The sequence below is a fragment of the Pseudomonas sp. A014 genome (genome assembly GCF_052378495.1).
In the GTDB taxonomy this organism is placed as follows: Bacteria; Pseudomonadota; Gammaproteobacteria; order Pseudomonadales; family Pseudomonadaceae; genus Aquipseudomonas; species Aquipseudomonas machongensis.
Window position 1 is genome coordinate 795,766 of sequence record NZ_CP199001.1, and the last position, 20,193, is coordinate 815,958.

Here is a 20,193-nt window from a genome sequence, read left to right on the forward strand (position 1 = left end):
CACATCATCGTGCGTGATGTTCGGTCACAGGGCTGTCCGGGCCTAAATGGGTGTGATGCGGCATACGGGCGCCGCGGGACGCCTATAGTCGTGAGCGATGGGGGGGAAGTCAATCACCCTGTTACCGCATTGTTACGATCAGGGTGTTACTGGCGTTACCGATGGCTGAAACGCCCGGATTACAAGCGTTCCAGCCCGACGAACGGGCAGTCCTGGAGCAGTTGCGCGAGGCTGCGGCCGTCTGCCAGATGGAAGTCGTCAGGGACCAGTTCGGCCAGTGGATAAAGCACGAAGGGGCGGGCATGCAGGTGGTAATGCGGCACTTTCAGGCGTGGCACATCGATGAGCTGATCGCCGAACAGCAGTACATCCAGGTCAAGTGTGCGCGGGCCCCAGCGCTCCTTGCGCACCCGACCCTGGTCGTTCTCGATACCCTGCAGGGCATCGAGCAACGCCAGCGGTGCCAGCTCGGTGTCCAGGGCAGCGACCGCATTGGTGTAGCGCGGCTGGCCGGGCAGCAGGGAGTCACTGGTGTACAACGACGAAGTGGCCACCAGGCGCGTCCCGGCGATCTGATCCAGCGCCTGGAGGGCGCTGCGCAGTTGCTCGGCGGGGGCGTCGAGGTTGCTGCCCAGGCCAATATAGGCGCGTACCGGCATGCTCAGTCGAAGGCCTCGTCGCCACCACCGCTCTTGCGCTTGCTGTTGCTGCGCTTGCGTTTGCGCGGGGCTGGCCCCGAGCCTTCGTCACGGCTACCCAGCTCGCGGATCATGTCGCGGCGTTCGCTGTCGTGGGCGTCCTGGTAGTCGGTCCACCATTGGCCCAGATCATCGGTTTCTTCGCCGGCACTTTCGCGCAGCAGCAGGAAGTCGTAGCCGGCGCGGAAACGCGGGTTGTCCAGCAGCATGTCGGCACGTTTGCCGCTGCGCCGTGGCAGGCGTTCCTGCATGTCCCAGATTTCGCGGATCGGCAGGGTGAAGCGCTTGGGAATAGCAATGCGCTGGCACTGTTCGGCGATCAGGTCGTGGGCGGCTTCGTTCATCGCCGGGATCGGCGGTACGCCCTGGCTTTGCAGGTACAGTGCGCGTGCCGGCAGGGCAGGCCACAGCAGTGCGGCGAACAGGAAGGCCGGGGTCACCGGTTTGCCCTGCTTGACGCGCAGGTCGGTGTTGGCCAGAGCCTGGCTGATCAGGGTGTGTGTGTAGGTCGGGCGCTCATCCAGGGCATGGGCGCTGGCCGGGAACAGGGGCTCGAACAGGTCCAGGTCGACCAGCATCTCGAAGGCGATTGCCCCCTGGCCCGACAGGAACAGCTTGAGCACTTCCTCGAACAGGCGCGCCGGCGGGATTTCGCGCAGCAGCTTGGCCAATTCGCGGATTGGCTGGACGGTGTGCTTCTCGATGCCGAAGTCGAGCTTGGCGGCGAAACGCACCGCGCGCAGCATGCGCACCGGATCTTCCTGGTAGCGGTGGGTCGGGTTGCCGATCAGGCGCAGCAGGCGATTGCGAATGTCGTGGACGCCATTGGCATAGTCCAGGATGCGCTCGCTGACCGGATCGTAGTACAGGGCGTTGATGGTGAAGTCGCGACGCTGGGCGTCGTCTTCGAGGGTGCCGTAGACGTTGTCGCGCAGGATGCGCCCGTTGGCGTTGTGCGACGAACGGTGGCTGTCCCCCTGGTCATCTTCGCTGTGATGGGCGCGGAAGGTGGCGACTTCGATGATTTCGCGGCCGAAATGGATGTGGACCAGCTTGAAGCGCCGGCCAATGATCCTGGCATTGCGAAATTCGGCACGCACCTGTTCGGGCGTGGCGCTGGTGGCGACGTCAAAATCCTTGGGGGTAATGCCCAGCAGGAGGTCGCGCACGCAGCCGCCGACCAGGTAGGCCTGGTAGCCGGCGCCCTGCAGGCGCTCGACGATGCTCACGGCGTGGCGGCTGAACTGGCTGCGTTGCAGCGAGTGCTGGCTCTTGTTGATCACTTCAGGCGTGGTGCGCCTGTGGTGCTGACCACTGATGGGAGGACGGAACGACTGGAACAGCTTCTTCAGCATGGGATGCACTGTTTGAAGGAATGTTCGGCCAAGACTAGGAGAATGGCCGCATGATGGCGGGGGATTCTAGCATTTACTGGCGGAATGGTGTAGGCGGTGCCGAAAGGCGATTAAGGCGGGGAGAAACGACATGGGGAGCCTAAGCTCCCCATCAAGTCGTTGCGTGCTCTTATTGTTTTTTTATCGGGCTTCTTGTTTTTGTTGAGTGCCCTGTCCACACAGCTTGAAGCGTGTGGACGACCCCAAATCCAGGGGTGAAGAGCAAACGGATTGCTTTGGTCGCTGATGCTATGCTGATCAATCGATCCAACCAGTTCAGGCCCTGCTTTAGTGCAGTTTTTGTTGTTCTCTGCCTGGTTGTGGGGCAAGCCCCAAACACAACTCCTCTCCAAAAGAATCAGTTAGCTGCGCCTCCGCCGTCTTGTTCTTGTTATGCGTGAGCCGTTTCGTCTTGTTCTTATTCTGAGTAGCAGTGCTTGTTATTGTTCTTGTACGAAAGATATAGCAGGTGGCGTGCCAACTTTTTCAAATCCAATGAAATCAAGGGTTTGCGGATTTTCGGTCAGCCCGAAAGGCGGGGGAATGTAGAAATTTCGTTACCGTATGCCTCGATTTGTTACGTCGCGGGCGGCTGAGGTAACAGATTTTTCATGGTAACCGGGTGTTACCGGCTGACGAGGGGGCAGGTGTCATCGGGGGGGCTGGCCCCTGAACGCAAAGCGCCGACCCAGGGTCGGCGCTGTAGAGCTGTGGACGTATCAGTTCTCGCTGGCGACGTTGCTCTTGCGCCGCGGAATCCCCAGGCGCTGGCGACGCTCCCACAGGCACTTGCGGCTCACACCCAGCTTGCGGGCCAGCTCCGTCTCGGTCATGTGGTCCTGGTGTTCGAGGACGAAGTGCTGGAAGTAATCCTCCAGCGACAGGTCTTCTGTCGGCTCGTGGCTGGCGTTGTTACCACCGACACCTGCGACCACCGGCAGGCTGTCGAGCAGGTCGTCGTCTTCAAGGCCGCTCAGTTCGATGTCGATGCCCAGCAGGTCGGCGGATATTTCCGGGCTTTCGCTGAGAATGACCGCGCGCTCGACGGCATTCTCCAGCTCACGGACGTTACCCGGCCAGCTGTAATGGCGGATGGCTTGCTCGGCATCGCTGGAGAAATGCAGGTCGTCACGGCCGATGCGTGCGCTCTGTCGGGCGAGGAAGGCATTGGCAATCTCGTTGACGTCGCTACCGCGCTCGCGCAAGGCGGGCAGTTTCAAGGCGATGACGTGCAGACGGTAATAAAGGTCTTCGCGGAACTGGCCGGACTTGGCCAGGTTCTTCAGGTCACGGTGGGTCGCGGCGATCAGGCGCACATCGACCTTTTGCGACTGTACCGAGCCGACCCGGCGGATCTCGCCTTCCTGCAGCACACGCAGCAGTCGAGCCTGGGCCTCCAACGGCAATTCACCGATCTCGTCCAGGAACAGGGTGCCGCCGTCCGCTGCCTCGACCAGGCCGGCACGGCCAGCGCTGGCGCCGGTGAAGGCGCCTTTCTCATGGCCGAACAGCTCGGATTCGATCAGCGTTTCCGGGATGGCCGCGCAGTTCACCGAGATCATCGGTGCCTTGGCGCGTCGCGAGAGGTTGTGCAGGGCACGGGCGACCAGCTCCTTGCCGGTACCGGACTCGCCCTGGATCAGGACATTGGAGTCGGTAGGGGCGACCTTGCGGATCTTGCTGTACAGGTCCTGCATGGGAGGGCAGGAACCAATGATGCCAATCTCGCCGTTGGCCGAGGCGCCGGTCTGCTTTTCAGCCCCTGGTGCTTTGCCGTTGCTGCGCACTTCGGCCGTGGCCGCAGTGGCGGCCGGGGCATTCTGCCGGTCGCGCAGGATGCGCGCGACAGCCTGGAGCATCTCGTCATGGTCGAAAGGCTTGGCGATGTAGTCCACCGCACCCATTTTCATCGAGTCGACCGCCGAGCGGAGGCTGGCGTAGCTGGTCATGATCAGCACCGGCGTGCCCTGGCCGAGCTTGATCAGCTCGGTGCCCGGTGCCCCGGGCAGGCGCAGGTCACTGACGATCAGGTCGAAGGTGGCAATGCTGAAGCGTTCCTGGGCTTCCTGCACCGAGCCGGCTTCGCTGACCTGGTACTGGTTTCGCTCGAGCAGACGACGCAGGGCCGAACGGATGATGGTTTCGTCTTCGACGATCAGAATGTGCGGCATTGATTCAATTCTCTCGACGGTCTCGAATTTCAGGGGACGTCGCTACGACATGCCGGGGCAGGGTCACGCGGATCCGTGTGCCACGTTGCCGATCGAGATCGGCCGGGCTGTCGATGGTGATTTGCCCATAATGCTCTTCCACGATGGAATAGACCAGAGCGAGCCCCAGTCCGGTTCCCTCGCCAGGGTCCTTGGTGGTGAAGAAGGGCTCGAACAGGCGATCCATGATGTTCTTCGGAATACCGCTGCCCTCGTCTTCGACGATAAGGTCGACGGTATGCTCGCTCGCTTCGCTGCGCACGCGCACGGCGCTGCCGGGTGGCGAGGCGTCGCGGGCGTTGGACAGCAGGTTGATCAGCACCTGGGCCAGGCGTTGCGGGTCACCCTCGGCCCAGTGGTCCGGGTCGCAAAGGTTGAAGAACTGTACTTCGAAATTGCGCCGATTCAACGCCAGCAGACCGATGGCATCCTGCGCGACCTCGGCCAGCGACACGGGCTCTTCGGTATTCTGGTGGCTGCCACCTGCGTGGGCGAAGCTCATCAGCGACTGTACGATGCGCGAGACACGCTTGGTCTGTTCGAGGATCTGGCTCGACAGCTCGATGATCTCGCCGTCGCCTTCGCGTTCCTCGCGCAGGTTCTGCGCCAGGCAAGCGATGCCGGTGATCGGGTTGCCGATCTCGTGGGCCACGCCCGCAGCCAGGCGGCCGATACTGGCCAGGCGCTCGGAGTGCACCAGCTTCTCTTCGAGGGCCTGGGTCTCGGTGAGGTCTTCGACAAGCAGCACCAGGCCGCTGTTACCCGGTGCCAGCGGCTCGTCGATGGCCGCCTTGTGCAGGTTGAGCCAGCGCGGCTGGCCATCGAGGGCCAGGCGTTGCTTGTGCAGGTGCTCGTCGGGAAGGTCGATGAAGCCTTGCAGCAACCCGCGCCAAGGTTCGGCGATGGTCACCAGGCGCGAACCGACAACGTGCTTGGCGGCGATGCCGGTCAGCTCCTCCATGGCCCGGTTCCACATCAGGATTTCCTGGTCCTTGGCCAGCGAGCAGACACCCATGGGCAATTCCTGCAGCGTCTGACGGTGGTAGCGGCGTAGCGCATCGAGCTCGGCGGCAAGGCCGGTCAGGCGCGAGTGGTAGTCCTCGAGACGGCTTTCGATGAAGTGAATGTCTTCGGTGACGTAGTTCTCGTTACCGGACTTGTAGGGCAGGAAAGTCTCGACCATGTCCTGGGCTACGCTGGGGCCCATCAGCCCCGAGAGGTTGGCCTCGATGCGGTCACGCAGGCGACGCAGGGCGTAGGGGCGGCGTTCGTCGAAGGGCAGGTAGAGGTCACGCAGGGCCTGCTCGACTTCTTTTTGCGCGGCCTTGGCGCCCAGTGGCTTGGCCAGTTGGGTAGCGAACTCCTGGGGTGAGGCCGCATGCAGTTCGCGACGTTGCGGGCGGCGCACATTGTCCACTGCGCAGGCCTCGGCGGCGCTGACCTCCTCGCTGCTGGCGTTGGTGAACAGCGAGATCAGGGTGAACAGCAGCACGTTGGCCGCCAGCGAGGCGATGGCCGCCATGTGCCAGCTGGTGTCGTCCAGCACGTAGATCATGTTCAGCAGTGGGATGTAGAAGCCCTGCACATTGCCCAGCAGCGGCAGCAGCATGGTGACCATCCACACCAATGTGCCGGCCAGCAGGCCGGCGATGAAGCCGCGTCGATTGGCGGTTGGCCAGTACAGTACCGAAAGCACGCCCGGCAGGAACTGCAGCGTGGCGACGAAGGCGACGATGCCCAGGTTGGCCAGGCTCTGGTGGGTATTCTGGGTCAGGTAGAAGACGAAGCCTGCGGTGATGATCGCGACGATCAACGCGCGGCGCGTCCATTTCAGCCAGCGGTAGATGTTGCCCTCGGCAGGGGGCTGGTAGAGCGGCAGCACCAGGTGGTTGAGGGCCATGCCCGAGAGCGCCAGGGTGGTGACGATGATCAGGCCGCTGGCCGCTGACAGACCGCCGACGTAGGCGAGCAAGGCCAGTGCCTCGTTGTTGGCGGCGATGCCCAGGCCCAGGGTGAAGTATTCCGGGTTGGTGCTTGCACCCAGGCGCAGGCCAGCCCATAGCACCAGCGGCACCGCCAGGCTCATCAGCAGCAGGAACAGCGGCAGGCCCCAGCTGGCGCTGACCAGCGAGCGCGGGCTGAGGTTCTCGGTGAAGGCCATGTGGTACATGTGCGGCATGACGATCGCCGAGGCGAAGAACACCAGCAGCAGCGTGCGCCATGGTCCCTCCTGCAACGGCGTGTGCAGCGCGGCCAGTGCTGTCTGGTTCTGCAGCAGCCAGACTTCCAGCTCGTGCGGACCACCGAACACCCCATACAAGGCGTACAGGCCGATGCCGCCCAAGGCCAGCAGCTTGATCACCGACTCGAAGGCGATGGCGAACACAAGGCCTTCGTGCTTCTCGCGGGTGGCGATATGGCGTGAGCCGAAGAAAATGGTGAAGAGAATGATCAGCACGCAGAAGGCGAAGGCCACGCGCGCCTTGACTGGCTCGCCGGTCAGGATGCTGATGGAATCGGCCACCGCCTGGATCTGCAGGGCCAGCAACGGCAATACGCCGATCAGCATGATCACCGTAGTCAGGGCACCGGCCCAGGTGCTGCGGAAACGGAACGCCAGCAGGTCGGCCAGCGAGGAGAGCTGGTAGGTGCGGGTGATCTTGAGAATCGGGTAGAGCAGCACCGGTGCCAGCAGGAAGGCGCCGGACACGCCCAGGTAACAGGCGAGGAAGCCGTAGCCGTACTGGTAGGCCAGGCCTACCGAACCATAGAACGCCCAGGCACTGGCATAGACGCCCAGCGACAGGGTGTAGGTCAGGGGGTGGCGGATGACCGAGCGCGGGATCAACCCGCGTTCGCTGACCCAGGCCACGCCGAACAGCACCAGCAGGTAGGCGGCGCTGATCAGGATCATCTGGGTAAGGCTAAAGCTCATCGGCATCTCGTTGGCTCTGCAGGATGAAGGTGACGACGATCAGGATCAGCCAGAGCAGATACGGGCGGTACCAGGCTCCGGTCGGTTCGATCCACCAGTCCATGATGGCCGGGGAGAACAGATAGATCCCCACGACCAGAAGCAGGACCAAGCGATAGATATACATGCGGGCCTCGATGGCAGGGCGCTGCGGATTTGAGCTTCTTATTATTGGCGCAAATGGCCGGGGCGATGCTAGCGGGATTCTGGGGTGTTCGCCAAGAGTTTGAATTTGTTGGGGTTTTGAATCGTGCAGAGTTTGCCTCGCGAGAGGGGCGGCCGCGTCAGCGCAGATCTGCTTCCGGCACTGTCAACCGCCGCGCAATCGCCTCAGGTTTCCACTGCCTGCGCGCCACCGCCAGGACCTCTGCCGCACTGGCGCCTTCCAGCGCCGGGTCACTCGCCTGCCCCAGTGCCCGTAACGCGCGCAGCAGCAACGGTGTGGCCTGGTCCGCCTGCAGCGGTGGTGAACGGTACGATTTGCCCAGCTTGTGCCCATCAGGCTGCACGATCAGCGGAATGTGCAGGTAGCGCGGTTGCGAGAACCCCAGTAGTTCCTGCAGGTACAGCTGGCGCGGGGTGTTGTCGAGCAGATCGGCGCCGCGCACGATGTCGGTCACGCCTTGCCAGGCATCGTCCAGCACCACTGCCAGTTGATAGGCATACAGCCCGTCGCGGCGCTGGATGACGAAATCCCCCACCTCGCGTCCAAGGTGCTGCTGGTACTCCCCCTGTACGCGGTCGTTGAAGCGGTAGAGCAGTTCGGGCACCCGAATACGGATGGCGGCATTTTCGCGGGCATGGCCAGCGTTGCGGCAGAAACCGGGATAGATGCCGCCATACCCTTCCAACTGCTTGCGCGAACAGGTGCAGGCGTAGGCCAGGCCCATGCTGAACAGGCGATTGACTACTGTAGCGTAGGCCTCATGACGCTGGCTCTGGAACACCACTTCGCCATCCCACTCCAGGCCGTAACGTTCGAGGGTCTGCAGGATGGCGTCACGGGCACCGGGCATTTCCCGGGGCGGATCGGTGTCCTCCATGCGCAGCAGCCAGCGCCCATCGACAGCGCGGGCATCGAGCCAGGAGGCGAGGGCGGCGACCAGCGAGCCGAAATGCAGGAAGCCACTGGGGGTGGGGGCGAATCGCCCGATATAGCGGGAGTCGGTCATGGATGTGCTGGGCATATAAATGAAACGGGGCGCTCGATGCGCCCCGTTCGAAGGGAAGGAGGATCAGCCTTTGCCGACCGTCTTTTCCTTTTTCTCGGCAATTTCCTTGCAGTCGAAGCACAGGTCTGCGGTGGGACGGGCTTCCAGTCGGCGCAGGCCGATCTCGATGCCACAGGAGTCGCACCAGCCGTATTCTTCGTCCTGGATCTTCTGCAAGGTCTTGTCGATCTTCTTGATCAGCTTGCGTTCACGGTCGCGGTTACGCAGCTCCAGAGCGAACTCTTCTTCCTGGCTCGCGCGGTCCGCAGGGTCCGGGAAGTTGGCGGCTTCGTCCTTCATATGGGTCACGGTCTGATCGACACTGGTCATCAGCTCGAGCTTCCATGCGCCCAGTAGCTTGGTGAAGTGCTTGCGCATGGGTTCGCCCATGTACTCTTCACCCTTGGTTTCCTTATAGGGCTCGACACCGTACATGGTCTGATTGGTTTTCTGCTTTTCTACGGTGGACATGAATAGACCGCCTCTCACTCATCTGATCCAATGCGCAGGATGCTCCATCTCCGGCGACCGCCGGCCCTGCGACTGCGAGCCGCCGAACTTACCAGATAGATCGGGGGTGCGCTACCCCGCCCGATCCGAGGTATTGACAGCAGCCCGCGTCGCCCGTTCGGTGTTTCTCGACAGTAGAATCACCAGTTTAGACCCAATTGAGAGAAGGTCATGGCCCACTCCTACAGTGCGCGCAGCCGCGCCATCGAACCCTTCCATGTCATGGCGCTGCTGGCGCGTGCCAACGAGCTGCAGGCGGCTGGCCATGATGTGATCCACCTGGAGATCGGCGAGCCGGACTTCACCACGGCCGCGCCGATCGTCGAAGCCGGGCAGGCCGCGCTCGCGGCAGGGCACACCCGCTACACTGCCGCCCGTGGCCTGCCTGCGTTGCGCGAGGCGATCGCAGGTTTCTACGGCCAGCGTTATGGCCTGGCGGTGGATCCCGAGCGAATCCTCGTGACGCCTGGAGGTTCCGGCGCGCTGCTGCTGGCCAGCAGCCTGCTGGTGGATCCGGGCAAGCACTGGCTGCTGGCCGACCCAGGCTACCCGTGCAACCGCCATTTCCTGCGCCTGGTCGAAGGCGGCGCGCAACTGGTACCGGTGGGGCCGGAGGTGAACTACCAGCTCACCGCCGACCTGGTCGAGCGGTACTGGGACAAGGATACCGTGGGTGCGCTGGTGGCTTCGCCCGCCAACCCGACCGGCACCGTGCTTGACCGTGAGGCGCTGGCCAGCTTGTCCCGGGCCACCCGGGAGCATCACGGGCACCTGGTGGTGGACGAGATCTACCACGGCCTGACCTATGGCATGGACGCCCCGAGCGTGCTGGAGGTGGATGACGACGCCTTCGTCCTGAATAGTTTTTCCAAGTATTTCGGCATGACCGGCTGGCGTCTCGGCTGGCTGGTGGCGCCGCCTTCGGCCGTGGCTGACCTGGAAAAGCTGGCGCAGAACCTCTACATCAGCGCGCCGAGCATGGCCCAGCATGCTGCGCTTGCGTGCTTCGAGCCCGGCACCCTGGCCATTTTCGAAGAACGCCGCGCCGAGTTCGCCCGGCGCCGTGACTACCTGCTGCCCGCCTTGCGCGAGCTCGGTTTCGGCATTGCCGTGGAGCCGCAGGGCGCCTTCTATCTATATGCCGACATCAGTGCTTTCGGCGGCGATGCCTTCGCCTTCTGCAGCCATTTCCTGGAAACCGAGCACCTGGCCTTCACGCCTGGGCTGGACTTCGGCCGTCACCAGGCCGGGCATCACGTACGCTTTGCCTACACCCAGAGCCTGGCGCGCCTGGAAGAAGCGGTGCAGCGCATCGCCCGTGGCCTGCGGAGCTGGCAACCCTGATGCTGTTTTTTCCCGAACTCGAACAGGCGCGTCTGCTGCGCCGCTACAAGCGCTTCCTGGCCGACATCGAGCTGGCCAATGGCGAACAGATGACCATCCACTGCCCGAATACCGGCTCGATGCTCAACTGCATGCGCGACGGCGGGCAGGTCTGGTTCAGTCGTTCCAACGATCCCAAGCGCAAGCTGCCGGGCACCTGGGAGATCAGCGAAACGCCCCAGGGGCGCATGGCCTGCGTCAATACCGGCAGGGCCAATGCCTTGGTCGAGGAAGCCCTGCGCGCGGGCGTGATCACCGAGTTGGCCGGGTTCACCGCGCTCAAGCGTGAGGTGGCCTATGGCGAAGAGCGCAGTCGCGTGGATTTTCGCCTGGAGTTCGCCGATGGCCCGGCTTATGTCGAGGTCAAGAGTGTGACCCTGGGCTATCCCGATACGGCGGTGGCGGCCTTTCCTGACGCGGTGACCCAACGCGGTGCCAAGCACCTGCGCGAGCTCGCTGCACTGGCCCGCCAGGGTGTTCGCGCCGTGCAGTTGTACTGCGTCAACCTCACCGGCATCGAGGCGGTACGCCCGGCCGAAGAGATCGACCCCGGCTATGCCCAGGCACTGCGCGATGCGGTGGCCGATGGCGTCGAGGTGCTGGCCTATGGTGCACGCCTTGACGCCGAGCAGATCGTCATCGATCGCCGCCTGCCGGTATTGCTCAATCCTTGAGCCAGATGCCCTGGCTGTCTTCGTGGCAGTCCAGGGCCTGCAACGACTCGCCCTCGCAGGGGCCCGACACGCATTCGCCGGACTCGATCAGGAACAGCGCGCCATGGTGGGCGCAATGAATCAGGCTGGCGCTGTCATCGAGGAAACCGTCCGGCGCCCAGTTCAGGGTGATGCCGCGGTGCGGGCAGTAGTTGCGGTACAGGTACACCCGGCCCTGGCGGCGCACGCCGAACAGCGTTTCACCGGCTACGCTGAAGGCGCGGCTGCGGCCTTCTGCGAGGGCTTGGGAGGAGCAGAGGAAATGCATTGCAGATAAGACTCTTGAAACCAATGTTGGCTTGACGCTTCAATGCGAATAATTATCAAATTGCCCGCATCCACTGCGCCAGCCCGTCCATGGTGCGCAGTTCCGTCAGGTGCCACAAGGTGTCTGGCCGCCTTCTGCAAAGGAACCCGATGATGCGCCGTCCTGTTGCCCTGATCGCCTTGTGCGCCGGTCTTGTTCTTTCGTCCCCGTTGCTGGCCGCCGACTTGCCGCAGCGCTGGGTCAGCGCCGGGGGCGCGCTGAGCGAATGGATCAGCGCCCTCGGCGGCGAGGCGCGTCTGGTCGGCGTCGACACAACCAGCCAGCATCCGCAGTCGCTCAAGGCCCTGCCGAGCATCGGCTACCAGCGCCAACTGTCGGCCGAGGGTATCCTCAGCCTGCGTCCGGATGTGCTGGTCGGCACCGAGGAGATGGGGCCGCCACCAGTGCTGGCGCAGGTGCGCGGGGCCGGTGTGCGTGTCGAGTTGTTCTCCAGCGAGGCCGACTTGGCGGCAGTGGACAAGAATCTTCAGCACCTGGGCGAGCTGCTCGGCGCGCAGCATAAAGCCAGTGAGCTGAGCAACCGCTACCACCAGCAGCTCGATGCGCTGCAGGCGAAGATCAAGCAGGCCCAGGCCGGTCAGAAGGCTCCAGGCGTGTTGCTGCTGGTCGGACATGCCGGGGCCAAGCCGTTGATCGCGGGGCAGGGCACTTCAGGCGACTGGCTGTTGCGCCAGGCTGGTGCGCGCAACCTGGCGGATCACCAGGGTTACAAGAACTTCTCCGTCGAAGCGCTGGCAGCGCTGGATCCGGACGTCGTGGTGTTTTCCGATCGGGCACTGGACGGCGAGCAGGCGCTCAAGGCCCTGCTCAAGGAAAACCCGGCGTTGGCCGCTTCGCGTGCGGTGCGCGACAAGCGCCTGGTGTCACTCGATCCGACGCTGCTGGTTGGTGGCCTCGGTCCGCGGCTGCCGGCCACCTTGCATGAGCTGGCTGGCGTCTTCTATCCCGCAGCCAAGGCCAGCCTCAGCCAATGAAGCAGCGGGTCCAGCCGCGTACGCTGTTCATCGGTCTGACATTCCTGTGCCTGCTGGCGGTGTGGCTGTCGCTGGCGCTGGGGCCGGTCAGCCTGCCGCTGGGCGATATCCTGCGCGCCGGATTGCGGCTGCTGGGGATGCCCGTCGAGCGGGAGGGTCTTGAGCAAGCTGAGCTGATTCTCGGGCAGATCCGCTTGCCGCGCACGCTCCTGGGGCTGGCCGTCGGTGCGGTGCTTGCGCTGTCCGGGGTCGCCATGCAGGGGCTATTTCGTAACCCGTTGGCGGATCCTGGCCTGGTCGGGGTTGCCAGCGGCGCGGCGCTCGGCGCCGCCGTGGCCATTGTCGGCGGTGCCTGGCTGGGTGGCATACCGGAGTGGTTCGCACCCTACCTCCTGTCGCTTTGTGCCTTCATCGGCGGGCTTGGTGTTACGGCATTGGTCTATCGCCTGGGGCGGCGCAATGGGCAAACCGACGTGGCTACCATGCTGCTGGCCGGTATCGCCATGACCGCCCTCGGCGGCTCGGCGGTCGGGTTGTTCACCTACCTGGCCGACGACGCCACCTTGCGCACTCTGACGTTCTGGAACCTGGGCAGCCTCAACGGCGCCAGCTATCAGCGCCTGTGGCCACTGCTGCTGGTGGCTCTGGGGGTAACCTTGTGGCTGCCGCGTCGGGCGCAGGCGTTGAACGCGTTGTTGCTAGGTGAGTCCGAAGCGCGTCACCTGGGCATCGATGTAGAAGGGCTCAAGCGCGAACTGGTGTTCTGCACTGCCCTGGGTGTTGGCGCGGCAGTGGCGGCAGCGGGCCTGATCGGCTTCATTGGTCTGGTGGTTCCGCACCTGGTGCGTCTGGTTGCGGGGCCTGATCATCGCGTGCTGTTGCCCGCGTCGTTGCTGGCGGGGGGCGCTCTGCTGCTGTTCGCTGATCTGGTGGCACGCTTGGCGTTGGCACCCGCGGAGCTGCCGATCGGGATCGTGACGGCCTTCATTGGTGCTCCGTTCTTCCTGTTCCTGCTGGTCAGGAGGGGGCGCTGATGCTCGAAGTCAAAGACTTGTCGCTCAAGCGCGGCAGCACCGAGGTGCTGCACGGTATCGACCTGCATCTCAGACCTGGGCAGGTCCTGGGTGTGCTAGGCCCCAACGGGGCGGGCAAGAGCAGCTTGCTGGGGGCATTGTGTGGCGAGCTGGCACCGAGCCAGGGGCAAGTCCTGCTGCAAGGGCGGGCGTTGGCACACTGGTCGGGGCAGGAGCGCGCGCGACGTCTGGCGGTGTTGCCGCAGGTGTCCAGCCTGGGCTTTGCCTTCAGTGTCGAAGAAGTGGTGGGCCTGGGCCGGTTGCCCCACGGTAGTGGCCAGCAGCGCGACCGGGAGATCGTCGAGGCGGCACTTAAAGCGGCCGATGCCTGGCACCTGGTCGAACGCAGTTACCTCGCGTTGTCCGGCGGCGAGCGTCAGCGTGTTCATCTGGCCCGGGTGCTGGCGCAGCTGTGGCCAGGGGAGGAGGGGGCGACGCTGCTGCTGGATGAGCCGACCTCGGCCCTCGATCCGTTGCACCAGCACACCACGTTGCAGGCGGTGCGCAGTTTTGCCGACCACGGTGCGGCAGTGCTGGTGATCCTGCACGACCTGAACCTTGCCGCGCGCTACTGTGACGCTATTCTGCTGCTGGAACAGGGGCGCAGCCACGCGCTCGATACACCGGCCCGGGTGCTGACTCCGCAGGCGCTCAAGGCCGTCTTCGGTATCGATGTGCTCGTGCAGGCCCATCCGGAGCGTGGCCACCCGCTGATCATCACCCGCTAGGAGCCCTCGATGCGCTATGCCTTGCTGTTCGGCCTGTCGATGAGCGTGTTCTTGACGATTTCGGGTTGCCAGGTACATCGCCCTGCATTGCCAGAGTTGCCAGCCTGGCAGAGCAGCCAAGGGCTGAACGAGCCGACGCTCGGTCAGATACAGGCGTTGCCCAGTGGGCGTGTCCTGACGCCGGATGAGCTGGTTCAGGCTTTGAGCGATGTGCCGCGAATACTGGTCGGCGAAAAACACGATAACCCCGATCATCATGCGCTGCAGCGATGGCTGCTGCAGGCTTTGCAGACCGCCAGGCCGCAAGGCAGCGTGGTGCTGGAGATGCTCCAGCCTGCCCAGCAGCCGCTGATCGACAAGGTGCAGCGTCAGGCGCAGCTTCCGAGCGATTTGCCCGCAGCACTGGACTGGCAGCAGGGTTGGGATTGGCAGATATACGCCCCGATCGTGCGCGAGGCCCTGAAAGGCCCTGGGGTTTTGTTGGCTGGCGACCTGAGCCCCGAGGCAATGCGTGAGGCCTATCGCCGACAGCCCGTGCTGAGCGGCGTGCGTTCGAATGCCCCGCAGGTGAAGGCTGCCCTGCTGGAGCAAGTGCGCGAAGGCCATTGCGGATTGCTGCCGGAAAGCCAGTTGCCGGCCATGCTGGTCATCCAGCAGCAAAGGGACCGACACATGGCCGAGCGTCTGCTCGCGGCACCGCAGCCTGCACTCTTGCTGGCCGGCGCCTACCACGCGCGCAAGGACTTGGGTGTGCCGCTGCATTTGATCGATCTGCAGGCGCAGGGCGATACCCGTGTGCTGTTGCTGGCCGAAGTCGGGCAGAAGGTCGAGGCAGGGATGGCGGACTACGTGTGGTACACCGCGGCACTGCCTGAGCAGGATTACTGTGCTCAGCTGCGCGGCGGGTAGTCACCACGCCGCACAGGATGTCTGCCTGCAAAGCTGCAGGCAAAAAAAGACCCGGCAAATTGCCGGGTCAATAACCGTGATTAGCCTGATGAGGAGATAATCTGAGAGTCCGAACCAGGGGCTTTCAGTTTATCCAACCAGTCTCGCGACCAGTTGTGATAATCATAACGATTCTCATTTAGAGGTCAATACCCTTTCTTCGATTATTCTGCTTTTTTTTGCGGCGGGGTCTTGGCGTCCAGTTGCTGGTTCAGTGCCTGCTTGCGTTCGGCGGGCAGATCGTTCCAATGCATATCCAGCAGTGCGCCTTCGATGGCGTACAGCAATACTTTCGAAGCACGGAAGCCCCGTGTTTTCACGGCCTGGTAAGCCCCGACCGCGCCCAGGCGGCGCAAATCCGAAGCGCTGTGGATGCCGGCGGCATGCAACCATTGCGCAGAGGTCTTGCCTAGATTCTTCAGATGCTGCAACTCATCGTTCATCGAGCCTCCTTGCGATGGCCGAACGGGTCTGTGGATAAATCGCGAGCAGGTCAGAGAGGAGTGTAGCGGGGCTGGGCGAATACGCGGCCTTTTGCCATGTGAGGGCGACGGGATGCTGTGTCCAGAAATGTCAGGCTCAGCCCTTCGGACGATAACGCATGCGCGTACCGAACTTCAGGGACATGAGGATTTCGTCAGCGCTCAGGTCGCCCGGGAAGTAGGTCCCGGAGATCTGCGCGTGGGAGATGCTGGCACCTTCCATGCCCGTTTCGCGTAGATCCAGCCCGCGCAGGTCGGCTGCATGGAAGTAGGCGTCGGTGAAATCGATGCCGCGTACGTCGAGGTTGCGCAGGTCAAGGCCTCGGAAATCACCACCGCGAAAATCGATGGGGCCGTCGACAGGCTTCTCGCGGTTGAAGGTGGCGATCTGTTCCTCGCGCACCAAGGTGTACAGGGCGTTGTCCAGTTGCCGGGGCTGGTTCATGACGGCGCCTCCTCAGGGTTGTGATGATATTGTAATGCCATCACTGAGGTGGCGCCGAAGATCAGGCGCGAACTGTGGACTGCTTCACGCCTTGCAGGTCAGAGACCAGGCAGGCGCTGGCGGATCTGCTCGATGAGTTGGTCCATGCTGGCGCTTTCATGGGTGTCGACCCGCTTGCCGTGCACGGCCTCCTCTTCGTCCAATGGGTCGCGGCTGGCTTGCTGGGCCTTGACCACTTCCAGGGTGGCATCGGACGGATCGACATTTTCTGTCTGACGCTGCTCCAGCCAGCTGATGATGACCGCTTCGGGCGCCTGGCAGTCGAGGATCAGGAAGGGGACGCCGGTGCTGTTGGCAACTTCGGCTGCCGCCTTGCGCTGCTCGCGCTTGAGGTAGGTGGCATCGAGCACGACCGGGAAGCCGGCGCGCAGGATGGTAGCGGCCAACTCATTCAGGCGCTGGTAGGTGGCGATGCTGGCATCCTGGTCATAGATGCCTCCTTGCAGTTGGCCGGAATTCTGCGACTGCTGCTCGCCATACAGGCGCTTGCGCTCGACATCCGAACGTACGCGGATCGCCCCCAGCGACTCGACCAGGCGCATCGCCACATGGCTCTTGCCGACGGCGGATACGCCATGGGTGATGGCCAGCAGGCGCGAGGGGATGGCGCTGTAGCTCTCTGCCAGGTTGGCGTAGTTGCGATAGGTGCGCAGGGTCGTGGCGCGCTGCACGCCATCGGCATCGGGCGACAGGCTGAACAGGGCGACCTTGGCGCGTACCAGTGCACGGTAGGCCTTGTAGAAATTCAGCAGTTCCAGGCCTTCGTAGTCGCCGGTCAGTTCCAGGTACTGGCTGACGAAGCGCCGGGCCAGGCATTTCAGGCCGCGGTCTTCCAGGTCCATGGCCAGGAAAGCGGTGTCGGCGTACACATCGGTCAGGCGGAACGGCTCGTTGAATTCGATGCAGTCGAAGATCACCACCTTGCCGTCGATCAGGGTGGCGTTACCCAGGTGGATGTCGCCGTGGCACTCGCGGATGAAACCATTGGCCTTGCGCGCCTCGAGCAGGCCATGCAGGCGTTCGAAGCTGCTGCGGGCCCAGGCTTGCAGGGCGTCGAGTTGCTGCAGGTCGGCCTTGTCGGTAAGGAACGGGCGGATCTGCTCGAAGTTCTGCTCGACCGGCGCCATTACCGCTTCCGGCGTGCCCAGTAGGTGATCGACCGGCACTTTCGGCGCTTGCAGGTGGAATTCGGCGATCTGCCGGGCCATCTGGTCAATGTGGCCGGCGTTCAGCTCGCCGTTGGCTTGCAGGGTGCTGAGCATCTGACCCTGGGGGAACTGGCGCATCTTCAGGGCGAACTCGATCGGCTCACCTTCGCCACCGAGCTGCGGTGCTTCGGCGCTGCCGGTGATCGGCAGTACTTCCAGGTACAGGCCTTCGGTCAGGCGCTGGTTCAGGCGCAATTCTTCGTTACAGAAATGCTGGCGCTGGTCCAGACCGGTGAAATCGAGGAAGCCGAAGTTCATCGGCTTCTTGATCTTGTAGGCGTATTCGCCAGTGAGTAGAACCCAGGAGATGTGCGTCTCGATGAGCTGGAAGCCTTCTACGGCGTGGGGGTAGAGGGCGGGGTTCTGCAGCGCGCTGATCAGGGCTTGGCTCACGGAGATCCTTCCGGGGTCAGGGAATTCGGAGGCGACATTATGGTCAATGGAGCCGCCCCTGCATACCGCCGGAGGGCGTCCCCTGCCTTTGCAAAGTGCGTATAATCCGCCGCCATGACTCGTACCCGAAATTCCCGAACCCCCAAGAAACGTCCGCCCAGCCGCTCCCGCGTCTGGCTGGGCTGGGCTCTCAAGCTCAGCCTGGTCGGCCTGGTGGTGATCGCCGGCTTTGCGGTCTACCTCGATGCCGTCGTCCAGGAGAAGTTCTCCGGCAAGCGCTGGACCATCCCGGCCAAGGTGTATGCCCGGCCGCTGGAGCTGTTCGTCGGCCAGAAGCTGAGCAAGGACGACTTCCTCACCGAACTCGATGCCCTGGGTTACCGCCGCGAGGCAACGGCCAATGGTCCGGGCGAGGCCTCGGTCAACGGCGGCAACGTCGATCTCAATACCCGAGGCTTCCAGTTCTACGAGGGCATGGAGCCTGCGCAGTTCGTGCGTGTACGTTTCTCCGGCGATTATGTCGCGGGGCTGGCAGGGGCCAACGGTGGCAAGCTCGACGTGGTGCGCCTGGAACCGTTGATGATCGGTGGTATCTACCCGAAGAATCTCGAAGACCGCATCCTGATCAATATCGACCAGGTGCCGCCATACCTGCTCGAGACCTTGATCGCCACCGAAGACCGCGATTTCTACAGCCACTTCGGTGTTTCGCCCAAGTCGATCGCGCGGGCGGTGTGGGTCAATACGTCGTCCGGGGCCATGCGCCAGGGCGGCAGTACGCTCACGCAGCAGTTGGTGAAGAACTTCTTCCTGACCAACGAACGCAGCCTCAGCCGCAAGCTGACCGAGGCGATGATGGCCGTGCTGCTGGAAATGCACTACGACAAGCGCGAGATTCTCGAGGCCTATCTGAACGAAGTGTTTGTCGGTCAGGACGGCCAGCGCGCGGTGCATGGTTTCGGCCTGGCCAGCCAGTTCTTCTTCAGCCAGCCGCTGTCGGAGCTCAAGCTGCACCAGATTGCCCTGCTGGTAGGTATGGTCAAGGGGCCGTCCTACTACAACCCGCGCCGCTACCCTGAGCGCGCTCTGCAACGGCGTAACCTGGTGCTCGACCTGCTCGCCGAGCAGGGCGTGGCCAGCCAGGAAGTGGTCGATGCGGCGAAGAAGATGCCGCTGGGCGTGACCAAGCGCGGCAGCCTGGCCGATAGTTCTTTCCCGGCTTTCCTCGACCTGGTCAAGCGTCAGCTACGCCAGGACTATCGCGACGAAGACCTGACCGAAGAAGGCTTGCGTATCTTCACCAGTTTCGACCCGATCCTGCAGATGAAGGCCGAAACCGCGATGAGTGAAACCTTCAAGCGCCTGGCCGGCCGCAAGGGCGCCGACGAGGTCGAGTCGGCGATGGTGGTGACCAACCCGGAAACCGGCGAAGTGCAGGCGCTGATCGGCAGCCGTCAGTCGGGCTTCGCCGGCTTCAACCGCGCCATCGACGCGGTCAGGCCGATCGGTTCGCTGGTCAAGCCAGCGGTCTATCTGACTGCGCTGGAGCAGCCGAGCAAGTACACCCTGACCAGCTGGGTGCAGGACGAACCGTTTTCGGTCAAGGGCGCCGATGGCCAGGTATGGCGCCCGCAGAACTACGACCGACGCTCCCACGGCACTATCTACCTGTATCAGGGGCTGGCCAACTCCTACAACCTGTCAACCGCCAAGCTGGGCCTTGAGGTGGGCGTGCCCAACGTCATCAAGACCATCGGCCGGCTGGGTGTCAAGGTCGACTGGCCGGCGTTCCCGTCGATGCTGCTGGGCGCTGGCGGCATGTCGCCGATGCAGGTCGCGACCATGTACCAGACCATCGCCAACGGCGGCTTCAATACACCGATGCGCGGGATTCGCAGCGTGCTGACCGCCGAAGGCGAGCCGCTCAAGCGCTACCCGTTCCAGATCCAGCAGACCTTCGATCCGGGTGCGATCTACCTGGTGCAGAACGCCATGCAGCGGGTGATGCGCGAGGGTACCGGCCGCTCGGTGTACAACGTGCTGCCGAACAATCTGACGCTGGCGGGCAAGACCGGTACCAGCAACGACTCGCGCGACAGCTGGTTCTCGGGCTTCAGCCAGGACCTGCTGGCAGTGGTCTGGCTTGGCCGCGACGACAATGGCAAGACCCCGTTCACCGGCGCCACCGGCGCGTTGCAGGTCTGGACCAGCTTCATGCGCAAGGCCGACCCGCTGCCGCTGGACATGCCGCAGCCGGATAACGTGGTGAAGGCCTGGATCGATCCGCACAGCGCCCAGGGCTCCGACGGTAGCTGTCCGGGAGCGGTGCAGATGCCGTATATTCGTGGGAGCGAACCACCTGCCGGTACGACTTGCGGTGGCGAACAGAATCCTGCCGAGTCGGTCATGGACTGGGTCAAGGGCTGGATGAATTGAGCGGCCTGTATTGAAGAGGGTGTGA

The 20,193-nt window shown here is 63.5% G+C and carries 18 protein-coding genes; 7 read left to right on the forward strand and 11 right to left on the reverse strand.

Features of this window, described 5'->3' with window-relative positions:
- Nucleotides 1-179: 179 nt before the first annotated feature.
- The 7 genes from folK to dksA form a co-directional block, all read right to left on the reverse strand.
- Nucleotides 180-659, reverse strand: a complete 480-nt coding sequence (gene folK / locus ACTYOL_RS03775) for a 2-amino-4-hydroxy-6-hydroxymethyldihydropteridine diphosphokinase (RefSeq protein WP_153774511.1) — start codon at nucleotides 657-659, stop codon at nucleotides 180-182.
- A 2-nt stretch (nucleotides 660-661) separates the two neighbouring features.
- Complete coding sequence (locus tag ACTYOL_RS03780) at nucleotides 662-2,053, reverse strand: polynucleotide adenylyltransferase PcnB (RefSeq protein WP_065861593.1); 1,392 nt, start codon at nucleotides 2,051-2,053, stop codon at nucleotides 662-664.
- Nucleotides 2,054-2,811: 758 nt separating this feature from the next.
- Entirely contained in the window at nucleotides 2,812-4,263 is a 1,452-nt protein-coding gene (locus ACTYOL_RS03785; RefSeq protein ID WP_125930804.1) for a sigma-54-dependent transcriptional regulator, read from the reverse strand.
- 4 nt (nucleotides 4,264-4,267) lie between these two features.
- Nucleotides 4,268-7,243, reverse strand: coding sequence for a sensor histidine kinase (locus ACTYOL_RS03790; RefSeq protein ID WP_162714346.1), 2,976 nt, complete (start codon nucleotides 7,241-7,243; stop codon nucleotides 4,268-4,270).
- Nucleotides 7,227-7,403, reverse strand: a complete 177-nt coding sequence (locus ACTYOL_RS03795; RefSeq protein WP_003250005.1) for a hypothetical protein — start codon at nucleotides 7,401-7,403, stop codon at nucleotides 7,227-7,229. Before ACTYOL_RS03795 ends, ACTYOL_RS03790 begins: the two co-directional genes overlap by 17 nt.
- A 157-nt stretch (nucleotides 7,404-7,560) precedes the next feature.
- The gene (gene gluQRS / locus ACTYOL_RS03800) at nucleotides 7,561-8,448 is read right to left on the reverse strand and encodes a tRNA glutamyl-Q(34) synthetase GluQRS (protein WP_444757557.1); all 888 of its coding nucleotides are present in this window, start codon (nucleotides 8,446-8,448) and stop codon (nucleotides 7,561-7,563) included.
- 63 nt (nucleotides 8,449-8,511) lie between these two features.
- Nucleotides 8,512-8,958, reverse strand: coding sequence for an RNA polymerase-binding protein DksA (gene dksA, locus ACTYOL_RS03805; RefSeq protein WP_054892595.1), 447 nt, complete (start codon nucleotides 8,956-8,958; stop codon nucleotides 8,512-8,514).
- A 210-nt stretch (nucleotides 8,959-9,168) separates the two neighbouring features.
- On the opposite strand from dksA, the gene ACTYOL_RS03810 reads away from it, so the two are divergent.
- On the forward strand, nucleotides 9,169-10,341 hold the full coding sequence (locus ACTYOL_RS03810) for a pyridoxal phosphate-dependent aminotransferase (RefSeq protein ID WP_444757558.1): 1,173 nt from the start codon (nucleotides 9,169-9,171) through the stop codon (nucleotides 10,339-10,341).
- On the forward strand, nucleotides 10,341-11,054 hold the full coding sequence (sfsA, locus tag ACTYOL_RS03815) for a DNA/RNA nuclease SfsA (protein WP_054892593.1): 714 nt from the start codon (nucleotides 10,341-10,343) through the stop codon (nucleotides 11,052-11,054). Before ACTYOL_RS03810 ends, sfsA begins: the two co-directional genes overlap by 1 nt.
- Here the strand turns inward: sfsA and ACTYOL_RS03820 are convergent.
- Complete coding sequence (locus tag ACTYOL_RS03820; RefSeq protein WP_153774516.1) at nucleotides 11,044-11,361, reverse strand: Rieske (2Fe-2S) protein; 318 nt, start codon at nucleotides 11,359-11,361, stop codon at nucleotides 11,044-11,046. The two genes, sfsA and ACTYOL_RS03820, sit on opposite strands and share 11 nt — an antisense overlap.
- A gap of 149 nt (nucleotides 11,362-11,510) precedes the next feature.
- Here ACTYOL_RS03820 and ACTYOL_RS03825 point away from each other — a divergent pair, with 149 nt between their 5' ends.
- From ACTYOL_RS03825 to ACTYOL_RS03840, 4 genes are read left to right on the forward strand one after another with little or no spacing between them, the layout of a single operon-like run.
- Nucleotides 11,511-12,395 (forward strand): heme/hemin ABC transporter substrate-binding protein, encoded by an 885-nt coding sequence (locus ACTYOL_RS03825; RefSeq protein WP_200603709.1) that lies wholly within the window; start codon nucleotides 11,511-11,513, stop codon nucleotides 12,393-12,395.
- A 50-nt stretch (nucleotides 12,396-12,445) separates the two neighbouring features.
- On the forward strand, nucleotides 12,446-13,429 hold the full coding sequence (locus tag ACTYOL_RS03830; RefSeq protein ID WP_178117572.1) for a FecCD family ABC transporter permease: 984 nt from the start codon (nucleotides 12,446-12,448) through the stop codon (nucleotides 13,427-13,429).
- The gene (locus tag ACTYOL_RS03835; RefSeq protein WP_444757559.1) at nucleotides 13,429-14,196 is read left to right on the forward strand and encodes a heme ABC transporter ATP-binding protein; all 768 of its coding nucleotides are present in this window, start codon (nucleotides 13,429-13,431) and stop codon (nucleotides 14,194-14,196) included. The genes ACTYOL_RS03830 and ACTYOL_RS03835 overlap by 1 nt, the downstream gene beginning before the upstream one ends.
- Nucleotides 14,197-14,205: 9 nt before the next feature.
- Nucleotides 14,206-15,105 (forward strand): ChaN family lipoprotein, encoded by a 900-nt coding sequence (locus ACTYOL_RS03840; protein ID WP_444757560.1) that lies wholly within the window; start codon nucleotides 14,206-14,208, stop codon nucleotides 15,103-15,105.
- Between the two features lie 203 nt (nucleotides 15,106-15,308).
- Here ACTYOL_RS03840 and ACTYOL_RS03845 read toward each other — a convergent pair whose 3' ends face one another.
- From ACTYOL_RS03845 to ACTYOL_RS03855, 3 genes are all read right to left on the reverse strand, one after another.
- The gene (locus tag ACTYOL_RS03845; protein WP_054892587.1) at nucleotides 15,309-15,587 is read right to left on the reverse strand and encodes a TfoX/Sxy family protein; all 279 of its coding nucleotides are present in this window, start codon (nucleotides 15,585-15,587) and stop codon (nucleotides 15,309-15,311) included.
- Between the two features lie 136 nt (nucleotides 15,588-15,723).
- On the reverse strand, nucleotides 15,724-16,071 hold the full coding sequence (locus tag ACTYOL_RS03850) for a pentapeptide repeat-containing protein (protein WP_444757561.1): 348 nt from the start codon (nucleotides 16,069-16,071) through the stop codon (nucleotides 15,724-15,726).
- Between the two features lie 98 nt (nucleotides 16,072-16,169).
- Nucleotides 16,170-17,732 (reverse strand): bifunctional aminoglycoside phosphotransferase/ATP-binding protein, encoded by a 1,563-nt coding sequence (locus ACTYOL_RS03855; protein ID WP_444757562.1) that lies wholly within the window; start codon nucleotides 17,730-17,732, stop codon nucleotides 16,170-16,172.
- A 114-nt stretch (nucleotides 17,733-17,846) separates the two neighbouring features.
- Between ACTYOL_RS03855 and mrcB the strand changes: the two genes are divergently transcribed.
- A complete protein-coding gene (gene mrcB / locus ACTYOL_RS03860; RefSeq protein ID WP_153774523.1) occupies nucleotides 17,847-20,168 on the forward strand; it encodes a penicillin-binding protein 1B in 2,322 nt (773 codons plus the stop codon).
- Nucleotides 20,169-20,193: the final 25 nt, after the last annotated feature.

What these genes read in the sequence shown, in the direction of transcription:
- ACTYOL_RS03790 (WP_162714346.1), bottom strand. Translation starts at nt 7,243, where the DNA reads ATGCCGATGAGCTTTAGCCTTACCCAGATGATCCTGATCAGCGCCGCC.
- ACTYOL_RS03835 (WP_444757559.1), top strand. Translation starts at nt 13,429, where the DNA reads ATGCTCGAAGTCAAAGACTTGTCGCTCAAGCGCGGCAGCACCGAGGTG.
- ACTYOL_RS03820 (WP_153774516.1), bottom strand. Translation starts at nt 11,361, where the DNA reads ATGCATTTCCTCTGCTCCTCCCAAGCCCTCGCAGAAGGCCGCAGCCGC.
- ACTYOL_RS03795 (WP_003250005.1), bottom strand. Translation starts at nt 7,403, where the DNA reads ATGTATATCTATCGCTTGGTCCTGCTTCTGGTCGTGGGGATCTATCTG.
- dksA (WP_054892595.1), bottom strand. Translation starts at nt 8,958, where the DNA reads ATGTCCACCGTAGAAAAGCAGAAAACCAATCAGACCATGTACGGTGTC.
- ACTYOL_RS03840 (WP_444757560.1), top strand. Translation starts at nt 14,206, where the DNA reads ATGCGCTATGCCTTGCTGTTCGGCCTGTCGATGAGCGTGTTCTTGACG.
- ACTYOL_RS03785 (WP_125930804.1), bottom strand. Translation starts at nt 4,263, where the DNA reads ATGCCGCACATTCTGATCGTCGAAGACGAAACCATCATCCGTTCGGCC.
- ACTYOL_RS03825 (WP_200603709.1), top strand. Translation starts at nt 11,511, where the DNA reads ATGATGCGCCGTCCTGTTGCCCTGATCGCCTTGTGCGCCGGTCTTGTT.
- sfsA (WP_054892593.1), top strand. Translation starts at nt 10,341, where the DNA reads ATGCTGTTTTTTCCCGAACTCGAACAGGCGCGTCTGCTGCGCCGCTAC.
- folK (WP_153774511.1), bottom strand. Translation starts at nt 659, where the DNA reads ATGCCGGTACGCGCCTATATTGGCCTGGGCAGCAACCTCGACGCCCCC.
- ACTYOL_RS03780 (WP_065861593.1), bottom strand. Translation starts at nt 2,053, where the DNA reads ATGCTGAAGAAGCTGTTCCAGTCGTTCCGTCCTCCCATCAGTGGTCAG.
- ACTYOL_RS03850 (WP_444757561.1), bottom strand. Translation starts at nt 16,071, where the DNA reads ATGAACCAGCCCCGGCAACTGGACAACGCCCTGTACACCTTGGTGCGC.
- mrcB (WP_153774523.1), top strand. Translation starts at nt 17,847, where the DNA reads ATGACTCGTACCCGAAATTCCCGAACCCCCAAGAAACGTCCGCCCAGC.
- ACTYOL_RS03810 (WP_444757558.1), top strand. Translation starts at nt 9,169, where the DNA reads ATGGCCCACTCCTACAGTGCGCGCAGCCGCGCCATCGAACCCTTCCAT.
- gluQRS (WP_444757557.1), bottom strand. Translation starts at nt 8,448, where the DNA reads ATGACCGACTCCCGCTATATCGGGCGATTCGCCCCCACCCCCAGTGGC.
- ACTYOL_RS03845 (WP_054892587.1), bottom strand. Translation starts at nt 15,587, where the DNA reads ATGAACGATGAGTTGCAGCATCTGAAGAATCTAGGCAAGACCTCTGCG.